Source organism: [Clostridium] symbiosum (assembly GCA_036419695.1).
Classification (GTDB): domain Bacteria; phylum Bacillota; class Clostridia; order Lachnospirales; family Lachnospiraceae; genus Otoolea; species Otoolea symbiosa_A.
This window is the reverse complement of record CP143946.1, coordinates 4,154,459-4,168,984: the sequence shown is the minus strand read 5'-3', so window position 1 is coordinate 4,168,984 and position 14,526 is coordinate 4,154,459. Positions and strand designations below refer to the sequence as shown.

Sequence of the window (14,526 nt, the reverse complement as noted above, 5' to 3'; positions counted from 1 at the left end):
TCACAGACAGCGGGCCCCCTTGGGTCAAACCCGAGGGTTACGGCGCGAAACGGCGCTTTTTACCGTTTCTGTGCATCGCGAAGCGTATAAACGTGTTTATCCCAGGTGAGCAGGTTCTCCTGCTTCATCCGCCCCAGCTCCCGGACCAGGGCGCTGCGGTTGACACCCAGGTATTCTGCCAGCTCGGTATGGGTGAGCGGCACGAATACCTGGTTTTTTTTGAGCCTTTTTTCCTGTATTCTGTCACCGCGCAGGCCGATGATATCGGGATACTCCTCTACGATATGGAGAAAACGCAGAATCCGGCCGCGGAGGGAGCGGGTGGAGAGGATCTCTACCTTTGCGAGGAAGGTTCTGGTCTTGAGCGCCAGGAGATACATCAGGTTTTCTGAAAAGACCAGATGGCAGCGGCAGTTCCTGCGGCAGAAGGTTCTTGGATCCCGGTACTGGAACAGAAGGACGTGGCAGTCCGTCATAGCCCTGTAATTGACGGTGCTGCTCTGTACACGGCTCCCGATGAAGGCATCCCCGAACAGTTCGTTTTTCCGTATCTCAGTGAGAAAAAAGCTGTTGCCCTGCAAATCACTTTTTTCCATCAGCACAGTGCCGGAGAGGATCAGCCCCACGCAGGTGACGGGATCGCCCTCCAGCACCAGGTATTCATCTTTATAAAAATTAGCAAAACGGAATGAAAAACAGTTGGAAAGCTGGTCTAAACCGCCTATGTCTATCCCTTTGAAAAGCGGATGGTTCTGTAACAGGTAAAGTTCGTCTGCCGATGTAGCCATCATAATTCCCTCCTTTTCCCTTTATTTTATCTCTTATATGTTGCTGCGGCAACAGTAAACTGTAAGAAAAGTGATAAAATTTATAATCGTTGGGCAATAGAACAGCAGGAGGGGACAAGATGAGTTCAGTGGAAGTATTCAGAGATCTGGCCGTAATACTGGTTGCGGCAAAATTCTGTGGGATTGCGGCGAGGAAGCTGCATGCGCCGCAGGTAGCAGGGGTTATTGTGGCAGGGCTTCTTATCGGGCCGGGAGTGCTGGGAATCGTTAAACAGAGCGAATTTCTCGGGATGATGGCGGAGATAGGCGTAGTGCTGCTTATGTTTTCGGCGGGACTTGAGACAAACCTGCGCGACCTGGTTAAAACCGGGCCGGTGGCTTTTTTGATCGCGTGTGCGGGCGTTGCGGTGCCTCTGGTTGGAGGGACGCTGCTCTATATGATTTTTTACGGAGTTTCCCCATTGGGCTCGGAGGAATTTTACAGGGCGGTATTCATCGGGGTGATCATGACGGCTACATCGGTAAGTATCACGGTGGAATCCCTCAGGGAGCTTGGGAAGCTGAAAGGGAAAACGGGAACGGCCATCATGGGTGCGGCCATTATCGATGATGTGATTGGAATTATTGTACTCACCTTTGTCATCGGATTCCGGGATCCGCAGAGCAGTCCGGTGGCTGTTATTATCAATACGGTGCTGTTCTTCCTGTTTGCGGGAGTCAGCGGTTTCGTGTTCTATAAGGTGTTTAAATGGCTGGATGCAAGATATCCGCATACAAGACGTATCCCGATTCTGGGACTGGCATTCTGTCTTTTCCTGTCCTATGTGGCGGAGACATATTTCGGCATTGCCGATATCACAGGGGCCTATGCGGCGGGAATCGTGCTCTGTTCCCTGAATGATTCGGACTATATTGCAAGCAAGATGGATATCAACTCTTATATGCTGTTCGGTCCGGTATTTTTTGCCAGCATCGGGCTTAAGACAAACGTGGGGAATATAACGCCTGAGATTATGATTTTTTCGGCTGCCTTTGTTGCCGTTGCCCTTGTTACAAAAATTATGGGCTGCGGGATGATGGCAAGGATATGCGGGTTTTCAGGAGACGATTCTCTGAAGATAGGAGTCGGCATGATGACGAGAGGGGAAGTGGCGCTTATCGTGGCACAGAAGGGTCTGGCGGTGGGACTGCTGAATTCGGTTTACTTTACATCGGTAATTTTCCTGATTATCATTTCTTCGATTGTCACGCCCATTATATTGAAAGTGCTTTATACAAATAAGAGTGCAGCCCGGGGAATTCTCCGTCTGCGGCGGGCCGCTTAAGCGGTATCAATTTGTACGGGCCGGAATATCTTTTCCGGCCCGCGTCAATGTATCAATTATTTGGTTTCCATTTTTTGGAGGATACTCCTGGCGACGCTGATTCCGTTGGCAGACGCCTGCTGGAGGCCGCGGGTGACGGAAGCTCCGTCGCCGATGGCGCGCAGGCCGCGTATGCTGGTTTCAAAATCGGTGTTGACAACTACCTTGTTGGAATAGAATTTGACTTCCACGCCGTAGAGGAGCGTTTCATCGCTGGCGATGCCGGGCGTGACCTTGTCGAGAGCCAGGATCATTTCTTTTATATCAACCATAATGCGGTGCGGAAGAACTAAGGAAAGATCTCCCGGAACCGCATCTTTTAATGTCGGTATCAGGTTATTGCGGCAGAGGCGCTCTTCCGTGGTTCTCCGTCCTCTCTGGAAATCACCGAAAGTCTGCACCAGGATTTTGCCGTCGCAGAGCATGTTGCTGAGCTGGGCGATGTGTTTGCCGTACTCGATGGGAGTTTTGAACGGCTTGGTAAAATTCTTGGATACCAGCAGTGCAAAATTCGTGTTATTCGTCTTATATTCCCTGGATTTATAAGCATGGCCGTTTACGACCGCAAGACCGTTCTCATAATACTCGGTCGCCACCTCGCCCGACGGGTTGGTACAGAAGGTGCGCACCTTGTCATCAAAGGTTGGCGTATAGTAAACGAGCTTAGCCTCGTAGAGGTTCTTGTTCAGGAATTCCATAACCTCGTCGCGGACTTCCACCCTGACGCCGATATCGACGGTTCCGACCTCCGTATCAATGCCATGGCGGCCGCAGATGTGGCTGAACCAGTCCGAACCCTCACGGCCGATGGCGGAGATGATCTCATCGGCGTAATACGTCTCATTGCCGTCCGTGACAACGGCTTTGGCAACGCCGTCCTCGATGATGATATCATTGACCATGGTGTTGAAAAGCATATGTACGCCCTGTTTCATCAGGTGTTCCTGGAGACGGGTATATATTTTGTAGCCTTCCTCCGTACCCAGATGGCGGATTGGGCATTCGATCAGTTTTAAGTTGGCGGTGATGGCCTTACGCCTTATTTCCTGAATCTCTTTCTGTTTGTCGACGCCGTATACGTTCTCATCGGCACCGAATTTCAGGTAAATATCGTCGGATTCCCGTATAAGCTCCAGAGCCTTGTCATATCCCAGAATCTCCGGAAGATTGCCGCCCACGTCGGGTGACAGGGAAAGCTTGCCGTCGGAGAATGCTCCGGCGCCTGCAAAGCCGGTGGTGATGGAGCAGGGCTTGCAGCCCACGCATACCTTTGTTTTACGTTTTGGACAGACTCTCTTTTCGATTGGTCTTCCCTTTTCAATCATCAGTATCTTCATATCAGGTTTTGCCTTGATTAATTCGTATGCACAGAAGATGCCCGACGGGCCGGCACCGATGATAATTACGTCTGCCTGATTCATTGTGTCCATAATGTTGCCCCCTTTTCGTTGTTTAAGCTAAGAACAGAAGTGTTACTGTCCGCAGAACCACTGGCTTTTGCAGGGCTGTGAATCGTAACACGGAATCCTGCATTACGGGATTCCCAGCCCACGGCAGGCTGTTTTTCACCATAATTTCCATAACATAAAAAAAACCAACCGCGGAAGTAAGATACGACAGTAAAGCTGTCGCCTATAGTCAACTATTCCGGTAGCTGGTAGAAACGTTCAACCAATCATGAACTTATATAAGCACAACACTAGAATTCTACCATAATCAGGGGGAGAGGGCAAGTGGTTTTAGAGGGATAATACCTGCTATTTCCTCTTTTTTTGTATTAAAAATGATGTCACAATATCGAAACCTATGATACATGAGAAAATAAGATAAAAGACAGTGCCGGGCAGTCCTGTTTTATGCTCTTTCTTTAATTGGAGAATCAATGGTACGGCATAAAAAGGCCGAGTAAATTGCGTGCAGCCGGATAGGTAATGATAGACAGACCGCGGATCATGATCTTTGATTTCTTCATACTTACGCCTCCAGTTTCATTTTATTTATTTTATCATATTCCCAATCAACTTGATATTACTTCTTATTTCAACCAGATCTTATTTTCTTGCCAATTTCCGGGATGAGAGCTAATATTATCTTAACCAGGAGGCGACTTATGCCGATTGGACCAAACATCAATTTCTTCGAAGGAGGCAGACGGTTATTCAAAAGAGAATCAGCTTTCAATCCGTTATTGTGGCAATGATAAGCGGCATCATCCTGGGATTGGCCGCAAAACTGGTAGATGTGCCGGAGGTTACATGGAAACTCCCCGTACTGGATGATATAGGCGGCAGGTTCGGCATATGGATTTTTGCAGCGACATTACTGGCAGTCCGTTCCGATACGCCGGCGTACGCGGCGGTCAGGGTATTCGGCTTTTTTGCATCAATGCTTTTGACATATTATTTATACACGGTTTTATTTCTCGGTTTCTATCCAAAATCGCAGATGATATTATGGGGCTCCATATCACTTATTTCTCCCTTTTGTGCATTTATCATATGGTTTTCAAACGAAAGAAATCGGGCCGCGGCCATCCTTGGAGCCCTGCCAATCGCAGTGATATTTGCAGAGTGGTATGTAACAGGCAGTGAAAACAATTTACTTTTCATCGCATATCTGAGTATGATAATCTGCCTGTTGCTTTTTGTTCCCGGAACGGCAAAAAAGCGCCTGTCCGTTTTGTTATATGCAGCCGTAATGGCACTTTTGCTGATAAAAACAGGACTGATGGATTTTATATGCAGGGAATTATTAAACATATAACACCCTGTTGCGGATGCGGAACAATTTACATCCCAGAGTAATAAAAATAAGGACGGCAAAAACAATGGATGAAAAGTTTCAAAAAATACTGGACGATATAAAACGTTCAACAAAAGAAATAGAAGTTCTCCCAAGCGATCCACGCATAAGAGAGCAGTATAAAAGAACATACCAAATCAATCCCCAAAGCCTGATAGGCACAATTCTTGAAAACACGGGGGGAATCATAATCGAGAACTGGCTGCGCTTATACGGCACGGGCCCGGTCGACTTTGTGACACGGAACCGCCTGTTTCCATTTAAAGAAACAGTGATAGCGGAAGATGTGCTGGGCGGTCTGTTCATCTATCTGGAACATGGCGGCATCGGCTATTTCGCGCCGGATACCCTGGAATTAGAAGACATGGAAATCGGGATGGGGCAGTTTTTATACTGGTGTCTCCATGGGGACACGGATACCTTTTATATCGATTACCGTTGGAAAAACTGGAAAAAAGAGCTCGCAGGCCTTAACTATGATAAGGGAGTCGCCTTTTATCCGTTCCTGTGGGCAGATGCAGAGAGCCTTGAAAGCCGGAAACGGGAAATTCTTCCCATAGAAGAAATAATCTGCCTTGAATTCGATTTTTTACAACAGCTCAGCGTCAAAACCGAAACAGACAGAGTAACAACCGTACAAAAAAAGTGAAACGGAGCAGGAATCTTATGGAAAAATACAGCATAACAGCAGTCGAATTAAAGACCATGAAAGAAACACAACTGCAAATAGAGGCCGACGAAGCCGAAACAAGTGAGGAAATCGTCTTAACAACCCAATTAAACGGCCAAACCATATCAAAATCAGACTATGCATATTTCCCGGCCTACCAAAAACTCCGTGACGCCCTGTTTCAGGCAGGATATGGCCTAAAATGTGCCGGCTCCCAAATTAACGCCGTCCAGTCAGGCATGATGGGGGCGTGCGAAAAAATATACCTCGTAAAACCGGGAGAGCAAGCCCTCAAAAAAGACATCATAAGCCTCTGGACCTACTCAGACCAATCCACCTTCCCCACCACAGAAGACCAAACCCAATTTTTTACAAAATGGTGCGCCTCCCTCTCCCAACCCCCATCCCTCCAATAACGCCTTTTCCTTCCCTTCCTCCTCCCCCGAAAAAGGAGTTCAACCAGCCGGCGTCCGGATGGCGTACGGGCCGATCCGTCCCCTGTCTTCAGTCCGATGCGATTTACTACCCGGGGAAGGAGGAGGAAAACTTTCCGCAGGGGACCTTGGAGTCCGCCGGTGCTTAGCGAGTGAAACGAGCTTAGCATCCGCTGCGCACTCCATAAGCGCAAGCGAGTCCCCGAAGGAATTTTTTCCTCCGGATTCCCCCCTTGCGCTCCACTCGGCAGGACTGAAGACATTCCACCGAACCTCGCCACCCCGTACGCCATCCACCACCCGCGACTCATTTTTCCACCACCTCCCTTTACATCCCCCCAAAAACCTGCTAAAATGGCTAAACACAGCGTTAGATTCCCAGTGGAGGAAATCTAACGCTTTAAGGCGTGTCTGTCCGCAAATTCCGGGGACATATCAGCCGGACGAAAGACGATATCAAAAGCAGAATCGCATAAATTTGATCGTATAAAGGAGAATTTATCATATGTATATTATAGCAGGACTGGGAAATCCGGGAAAAGAGTATGACGGCAGCAGGCACAATGTGGGATTTATGACTCTGGATACACTGGCCGACCGGTATCAGATCGATATCAGGGAAAAAGCACATAAGGCCCTGATAGGAAAAGGAATGATTGAGGGAAATAAGGTGATACTGGTAAAGCCGCAGACTTATATGAACCTGAGCGGAGAGAGTATCCGCTCCGTGATGGATTATTATAAGACAGAGCCGTGGGAATTTATTGTGATTTACGACGACATCAGCCTGGAACCGGGACAAATAAGAATCAGAAAAAAAGGCAGCGCAGGCGGGCATAATGGTATTAAGAATATTATTGCCCATCTGGGAACGCAGGAGTTTCCGCGGATCCGCATCGGGGTCGGGGAAAAGCCGCCCAGGATGGATCTGGCTGACTATGTGCTGAGCCGTTTCCCGAAGGAAGAAAAAGAGGAAATGGAGCAGGCGTTCCGTGACGGGGCGGCGGCGGCTGTTTCCATGATGAACGAGGGGATTGACACGGCGATGAACCGATTTAACGGATCGGCCAGGGCCACGAAGAAAGAGACTAAGCAGCCCGAAGAGCAGACAAAGGCGTGAAATCAATGATGCAAACAAACGGCAAAAAGGCCGTTTCTGTATAGATAGAAAGAGCGGGGAATCACATGGAAAGCATTTTTGCAAATCCACTGGAAGAATTAATTGAATTTGGGGACATGAACCGGGATCTGGAGAGGGGACAGGGGCCGCTTTTGGTGAGCGGCTGTATGGACTCACAGAAGGCGCATCTGATATCGGAGCTGACGAAGCAGATTCCATGGAAACTGATTGTCACATACGATGATCAGAGGGCCAAGGAGCTTTACGAAGATTACAGATGTTTTTCTTCCGATGTGTTTTTATATCCGGCCAGGGATCTTCTGTTTTACAGTTCCGATATTCACGGAAACCTGCTGACCAGGCAGAGAATGCAGGTGATGAAACACCTGGCGGAGGAGGAGAAGGGTGTCATCATCACGACCGTGGACGGCCTGATGGATCACCTGCTTCCCCTGGAAAACCTGAAAAAACAGTGTATCACGATCGCCAGCGGGGAGGCTCTTGATGTGGATGCCCTGAAGCTGTCCCTTGCCGGAATGGGATATGAGAGGGTGGCCCAGGTAGACGGAATGGGGCAGTTTTCCGTAAGGGGAGGAATCATCGATATTTTCCCTCTGACGGAGGAACTTCCTTTCAGAATCGAACTCTGGGGGGATGAGGTGGACTCCATCCGAACCTTTGACCCGGAGAGCCAGAGGTCGGTGGAACAGCTTGAGGAGGCCGTGCTTTATCCGGCCACGGAACTGGTTCTCACCAAAAAAGAGGCGGAAGCCGGAATCTCCAGGATAGAGAAGGAGAAGACAAAGTACGTTAAGACTCTGCGGGAGCAAATGAAAACCGAGGAGGCGCACCGGATCGAATCGGTGATCGGGGAGCTTTCGGAGGGACTGCGGGAGGGATGGAGAGTCCACGGCCTCGGCAGTTTTATCCGTTATTTCTGTTCGGAAACCGTGTCCTTCCTGAAATATTTTCCGGCCGACGGACTGACCGTGTTCATAGATGAACCGCTTCGGCTGAAAGAAAAAGCCGAGGTCGTGGAGGAGGAATTCAGGGAGAGCATGACCCACAGGCTGGAGAACGGCTATCTTCTTCCGGGACAGGCGGACTTTATGTACTCCGCCAAGGCGGTCCTTGCGATGGCTATCGGCGGAAGAACGCTTCTGATGCTGGGGCTTGAACAGAAACTTCCCGGCATTACCGTGAAAAAGAAATACGGTATGACCGTCAAAAGCGTAAACTCCTATCAGAACGGCTTCGATCTCCTGATCAAAGACCTGACGAAATGGAAGAAAGAGAAATACAGGGTAATCCTGCTCTCGGGTTCCAGAACAAGGGCCAGCCGTCTGGCCGGCGATCTGAGAGAGTATGATCTGCGGGCCTTTTGTCCCGACGAGGGCCAGACCCAGGTGCAGCCGGGCGAGATTATGGTGACATACGGAAACCTGCACAGGGGATTTGAATATCCGCTGATCAAGTTTGTCGTAATCACGGAAGGCGACATGTTCGGCGGGGTGCGCCAGAAAAAGAAGAGAAAAAAGACAGCCTACCAGGGTAAAAAGATCCAGAGCTTCTCCGAATTGGCCGTGGGCGACTACGTGGTCCATGAGAGCCACGGGCTCGGAATCTACCGCGGCATTGAAAAGATAGAGCAGGACAAGATTGTAAAGGATTATATCAAAATCGAATACCGTGACGGCGGCAACCTCTATCTCCCTGCCACCAGGCTGGAGGGAATCCAGAAATATGCGGGCGCCGACGCCAAACAGCCGAAGCTCAACAAACTGGGCGGCACGGAGTGGAATAAGACCAAGACCAAGGTCAGGGGAGCCGTAAAAGAGATTGCAAAGGAGCTGGTGGAGCTTTACGCAGCCAGGCAGCAGAGCGAGGGCTACCAGTATGGACCCGACACGGTCTGGCAGAGGGAATTTGAGGAGATGTTCCCCTTTGAGGAGACGGAGGATCAGCTGGATGCAATCGAATCCACGAAAAAAGACATGGAGAGCAGAAAGATCATGGACCGCCTGATCTGCGGCGACGTGGGATACGGAAAGACCGAGATAGCGCTCAGAGCCGCTTTTAAGGCAATCCAGGAGGGGAAGCAGGTCGTTTACCTGGTTCCCACGACCATCCTTGCCCAGCAGCATTATAATACCTTTGTGCAGCGCATGAAGGACTTTCCGGTCAGAGTCGACATGATGTCGCGCTTCAGGACGGCCACAGAACAGAAGAGGACGCTGGAAGACCTGAAAAAGGGCTTTGTCGACGTGCTGATTGGAACGCACCGCGTGCTGTCAAAGGACGTGGTTTTCAAGAGCCTCGGACTGCTTATTATCGATGAAGAGCAGCGTTTCGGCGTGGCACATAAAGAGAAAATCAAGCAGCTCAAAGAAAATGTGGATGTGCTGACCCTGACCGCGACACCGATTCCGAGAACGCTCCACATGAGCCTGATCGGAATCCGTGACATGAGCGTGCTGGAAGAGCCACCGGTTGACCGTCTCCCCATCCAGACCTATGTGATGGAGTACAACGACGAGATGGTCCGTGAGGCCATCCACCGCGAATTGTCCAGGGGCGGCCAGGTGTATTATGTATACAACAGGGTCAACAACATCGATGAGATTACAAATCATGTGGCATCCCTGGTGCCGGAAGCCAATGTGACTTTTGCCCACGGCCAGATGCATGAGCACGAGCTGGAACGGATCATGCTGGACTTTGTCAACGGCGACATCGATGTGCTGGTGTCCACGACCATTATTGAGACAGGACTGGATATCCCCAACGCCAACACGATTATCATCCATGACGCCGACCGGCTCGGACTTTCCCAGCTCTATCAGATCAGGGGCCGCGTCGGGCGTTCCAACCGGACGTCTTACGCATTTTTGATGTACCGGCGCGACAAACTCCTGCGCGAGGAGGCCGAAAAGCGGCTTCAGGCCATCCGTGAGTTTACCGAGCTGGGCAGCGGAATCAAGATTGCAATGCGCGACCTGGAACTGCGCGGGGCGGGAAATATACTGGGCGCCGAGCAGCACGGCCACATGGAAGCGGTCGGATACGATCTGTACTGCAAGCTTTTGAATGAGGCGGTCCTGGCGCTTAAGGGGCAGAAAGAGGAAGAAAGCTTCGAGACCGTGGTGGACTGCGATATTGACGCCTACATTCCAGGCTCTTATATCAGGAACGAATACCAGAAGCTCGATATTTATAAACGGATTTCAGGAATTGAGAACCAGGATGAGTATATGGATATGCAGGACGAACTGATTGACCGTTTCGGCGATATACCGAAGCCGGTTGAAAACCTCCTTCTGATTGCGGCGTTAAAGGCAATGGCCCATCAGGCGGGAGTGACGGAGGTCAACATCAACCGCCAGGAGATTACGCTCAAAATGTACAAAAATGCCCGAATCGACACTTCCGGGATACCGGCGCTGATCGACAGGTATAAAGGCGCGCTGACGCTCCGGACAGGAGACAGTCCGTCCTTTTTCTACCAGGATCGCAAGGGTAAGAATAAGGACTGCGCTGCCATGGTGGAAAAGGCAGAGGAAATCCTCGGCGAGCTGGGGAAAATGAGGATTTAGTTGAGATGCGAGGACGCCTCTGTAAGACGGCGGACGGGGGAGTGGGAGGTTGGATATGAGTCTTCAGTCCCGGCGGGAAGTTGTGGTGAGGGGGAATCCAGGAGAAAAGATTCCTACGGGGACCCGCTTCCGCTTGTGGAGCGCACAGCGGATGCTAGGCTCGAAAGAACCTCGCCAAGCACCGGCGGGCTCCAATGTCCCCTTCGGAATTTTTTCTCCTTCCTTCCCCGGGCAGTTTGTCGACGGGACTGAAGACTCAGCGAAGGTGATTGCCCCGTCCGCCGGCTTCAGGGGCTGATTGTCTCTTTCGTCAAGTAAGGGGGGAGGTATTGTCGTGTCCACTATGTAGTCGTGAATCTTTTACTTTATGAAGGTATTTCGGGCTGGATTCAGAGAAAAATCCAAAGCGAAACTTAATGATGAATCAAAAAATTCAATAGTTATTTAAGGATAGGTCATGCGCTAAAGCTCTGATTCATCAATTGAATACCATACAGGGGGCATTCTCCTGGAATTCGAGGAAACGTAGTGGCAGCGACAATACCTCCCCCCTTTGAAGGAATAAGAACAATTCAGCGGCCGCAGGCCGGGGTTCGGGATGGCGAAAACCTTCGCGTCTTCAGTCCCGGTCCATAACCTTCCCGTGGGGAATCCGGGAGAAAAAGATTCCGCAGGGAACCTGGGAGTTCATCGGCACTTACCGAGGTTTTTCACGAGGTTAGTACCGTTATGTACTCCAAAGAGCGCAAGCGTTTCCCGGAGGAACTTTTTCTGCCCGGATTCCCCACCCGCGACAACCTGCAAACCGGGACTGAAGACTCACAACCTCCCCTCACCATCCCGCCCCCCGACCGTCCCGGCGGCGTTCTCCTTCCTCAATTAAATCCTTATTTTACAGCGCAGGATGCCGATATAAATCACGGTTCACGCCGTGTCCGGTAACACGCTGCGGGATGCCCGGAAACGGCAAAAAACGCCGTTTCGCGCTTGACAAAATGAGCATGGATGATATAATCAAAAAATAAGTGAAGGAAATTTTTACCTGACAACCGGCTCTGACAGCTTCCCGTCCGGGAAGGGCGCCGCCCTCCGTTATCGTCATTATTTGAGAGGCCGGGCAGCGGAGTCTGTTCATTTAATCAAGGCGGATACACGATAACTATCGTCCCTTGATACAGGAAACTGTGTCAGGGGATTTTTTGAATCATAAGAGGGGGTGCCATAAGATGGAGCATCATAAGATACATCAAAAGGAGGCCCGTCCTGTGATTCAGAAAACGTTCTGCAGGGATTGGACAAAAGAATCAAGCGATATGGAATAAAAAACAATAAAGTGAAAACGAATTGGGAGACGAAACGTGGTACAAAAAGCGCAGCCATATAAATATCAGGTGTACGATGAAATTAAACGGGGGATACTCAAGGGACAATATATGCCGGGCGACGTGCTGACGGAGAGAAAACTGTCAGATGAGATGGGAATCAGCAGGACACCGATACGTGAGGCAATGCAGATGCTGGCCCACGACGGATGGCTGGTGATGGAGACTTATAAGGGCGCAGTGGTCCGCGAGTTCGATCTTGAGTATGTACTGGAAGTGTTAAAAATCAGGAAATCTCTGGAGATGCTGGCCGTGGAGGACGCAGTACTGAATGTGACGGACCGGGATCTGGAGGAGCTGGAAGAGATAGCCCGATGCCAGAGAGATATGCTGAATCACTACGACGAATACGATTACATTGAGATGGACCGCAAATTCCATCAGAAGATTTATGAGCTGAGCCACAACAGGACGTTGCAGAGCCTGCTCAACAATTTTAATGATATCATTTCATTCTTTGGTATCCGTGCTCTGAAACAAAAGGAGCGGAAAATTACGACGATGGAAGAGCACCAGAAGATCCTGGATGCCGTTAAAAGCCGGGATGCCGGTGCGGCGGTCCATGCAATGGAAGAACATATGTCGAAAACATTTATCAACATCGAAGGCTATATGAAAGAACGCCGAAATCAGTAAAACCGGCCGGTGCCGCCAGTTGGTGCAGACCGGCCTTCTTGCCGTGGGAAAATTCATGTCTTGTTATGATCATTTATCGTTCATGTAAATTCTGCCTAAAAAATTACTTGGAAAAGAAAATAGCTTGACAATAATGCACAATTATGTTATCTTGTATCAAGTGGTATACCATATATCATATATAATATATCATATATCAAACAAAAGAGATAAAGAGGATAAAAGGGTAAGAGGTGGAGAAATGATGAAAGTCAGCATTGTTCAGATGGATGTGCGGCTTGCGGACCCGGAATACAATTTTTCCCATGCGGAAGAACTGATTCGGAAAGCAGCCGCAGAAAAACCGGATGTCATCTGTCTTCCGGAGACCTGGAATACGGGCTTTTTCCCAAAGGAAAATCTGGAGAGCCTGTCGGATCAGGACGGCAAAGAAGTAAAGAGAAGGATCGGTTCCCTGGCAAAGGAACTTGGAATTAATATTGTGGCCGGTTCCGTAGCCAATTTGAAACAGGACGGCGTATATAATACGGCATACATATTTGACCGTGAAGGAAACTGCATTGGGGAGTATGACAAGACCCATCTGTTTACCCCCATGGGAGAACAGGATTTCTTTAAGCTGGGCGATCATACCATTAATTTTGAGCTGGACGGCGTGGCCTGTGCAATGGTTATCTGTTACGACATCCGCTTCCCGGAACTTATCAGAACCCTCACTCTGCGGGGCGTGGATGTCCTGTTTGTAGCTGCCCAGTGGCCGAGCCTTCGAAAAGGCCACTGGCAGGTATTAAACCGGGTGAGAGCGATTGAAAACCAGTGTTTTGTAGTCTGCGTCAATGCCTGCGGCACCGCGGGAGAAACAAAATACGCAGGATATTCGGCGGCCATCGATCCGTGGGGCGAGACAATCGCCGGTGCAGACGGGGCCGAGGCAGTATTGACTGCAGAGCTGGATCTCGACATGATAAAGGGAATCCGGGAGAGCATTAACATATACAGGGACAGACGGCCCGAAATTTACGATGTGAAAGGAAAAGCAAAAAATGAGTAAGATGAAATTCCGCATTCTGACAAAGAACGGTGAAGCAGAAAAAGAGATAAAGTACGACAGGGTATTTGCCATAGGCTATGCGGGCCGCAATATGGAAAAGACGATGGAGCATATTAAGGAGCTGGAGGAACAGCTTGGAGTGCCTGCACCGAAGAAAATCCCGACGATTTTCCAGTGCGGCAACTATGTGCTGACCCAAGAACAGGACCTGCATTTTGTCGGTGAAAAAACATGCGGGGAAGTTGAATACGTGATGGTTGTGACGGACGGAAAGCTCTATATCGGACTTGGAAGCGACCATACGGATCGCGAACTGGAGAGCGTAAGCGTTCCGAAGGCAAAGCAGATTTGTGCAAAACCAATCGGAACAGAGTTATGGGATTATGATGAATTAAAAGAACACTGGGAAACCATTAAGCTATATTCCTATCAGACGGTAGACGGAAAAGAAATCCGGTATCAGCAGGGAACCCTGGCCGATATCATGGATCCGGCCATGATTCTCAAGGAACTGGAAGAGAGAGTGGGCGGTATAAGGGACGCGGTGATTTACTCCGGTACGGTTCCGCTGACCGAAGGATTCCGCTATGGAACGAATTTCAGATGTGAGATGGCAGACGAGGTGTTGGGAAGAAAGTTATCATTAAACTACAATGTGATTACAGTGAGCGAGGAGGAACGGTAAG

General features: G+C 49.7%; 11 protein-coding genes and 1 riboswitch. Of the genes, 9 read left to right on the top strand and 2 right to left on the bottom strand.

Annotated features, from left to right (window positions below; genetic code table 11):
- Nucleotides 1-59: 59 nt before the first annotated feature.
- Entirely contained in the window at nt 60-791 is a 732-nt protein-coding gene (locus tag V3C10_18790; protein ID WVP61331.1) for a Crp/Fnr family transcriptional regulator, read from the bottom strand.
- A gap of 116 nt (nt 792-907) precedes the next feature.
- Between V3C10_18790 and V3C10_18785 the strand changes: the two genes are divergently transcribed.
- The gene (locus V3C10_18785) at nt 908-2,113 is read left to right on the top strand and encodes a cation:proton antiporter (GenBank protein WVP61330.1); all 1,206 of its coding nucleotides are present in this window, start codon (nt 908-910) and stop codon (nt 2,111-2,113) included.
- Between the two features lie 56 nt (nt 2,114-2,169).
- Here the strand turns inward: V3C10_18785 and V3C10_18780 are convergent, their stop codons facing one another.
- Entirely contained in the window at nt 2,170-3,582 is a 1,413-nt protein-coding gene (locus tag V3C10_18780) for an NAD(P)/FAD-dependent oxidoreductase (protein WVP61329.1), read from the bottom strand.
- A gap of 185 nt (nt 3,583-3,767) precedes the next feature.
- A riboswitch (purine riboswitch) is annotated at nt 3,768-3,863 on the bottom strand.
- Between the two features lie 479 nt (nt 3,864-4,342).
- On the opposite strand from V3C10_18780, the gene V3C10_18775 reads away from it, so the two are divergent.
- The 8 genes from V3C10_18775 (at nt 4,343) to V3C10_18740 (ending at nt 14,525) form a co-directional block, all read left to right on the top strand.
- Complete coding sequence (locus V3C10_18775; protein ID WVP61328.1) at nt 4,343-4,915, top strand: hypothetical protein; 573 nt, start codon at nt 4,343-4,345, stop codon at nt 4,913-4,915.
- A gap of 64 nt (nt 4,916-4,979) precedes the next feature.
- The gene (locus V3C10_18770; protein ID WVP61327.1) at nt 4,980-5,603 is read left to right on the top strand and encodes a DUF2625 family protein; all 624 of its coding nucleotides are present in this window, start codon (nt 4,980-4,982) and stop codon (nt 5,601-5,603) included.
- Between the two features lie 17 nt (nt 5,604-5,620).
- Nucleotides 5,621-6,040 carry a hypothetical protein gene (locus tag V3C10_18765; GenBank protein ID WVP61326.1) on the top strand — a complete coding sequence of 140 codons (420 nt, stop codon included), beginning with the start codon at nt 5,621-5,623 and terminating at the stop codon, nt 6,038-6,040.
- Between the two features lie 523 nt (nt 6,041-6,563).
- Nucleotides 6,564-7,178: an aminoacyl-tRNA hydrolase gene (gene pth, locus V3C10_18760; protein ID WVP61325.1), complete on the top strand. Its 615-nt coding sequence runs from the start codon at nt 6,564-6,566 to the stop codon at nt 7,176-7,178.
- 65 nt (nt 7,179-7,243) lie between these two features.
- Entirely contained in the window at nt 7,244-10,771 is a 3,528-nt protein-coding gene (gene mfd / locus V3C10_18755) for a transcription-repair coupling factor (protein WVP61324.1), read from the top strand.
- Nucleotides 10,772-12,129: 1,358 nt separating this feature from the next.
- Complete coding sequence (locus V3C10_18750) at nt 12,130-12,789, top strand: GntR family transcriptional regulator (GenBank protein WVP61323.1); 660 nt, start codon at nt 12,130-12,132, stop codon at nt 12,787-12,789.
- Nucleotides 12,790-13,030: 241 nt separating this feature from the next.
- Nucleotides 13,031-13,840, top strand: a complete 810-nt coding sequence (locus V3C10_18745; protein ID WVP61322.1) for a carbon-nitrogen family hydrolase — start codon at nt 13,031-13,033, stop codon at nt 13,838-13,840.
- A complete protein-coding gene (locus tag V3C10_18740) occupies nt 13,833-14,525 on the top strand; it encodes a DUF2848 family protein (protein WVP61321.1) in 693 nt (230 codons plus the stop codon). The genes V3C10_18745 and V3C10_18740 overlap by 8 nt, the downstream gene beginning before the upstream one ends.
- Nucleotide 14,526 lies beyond the last annotated feature (1 nt).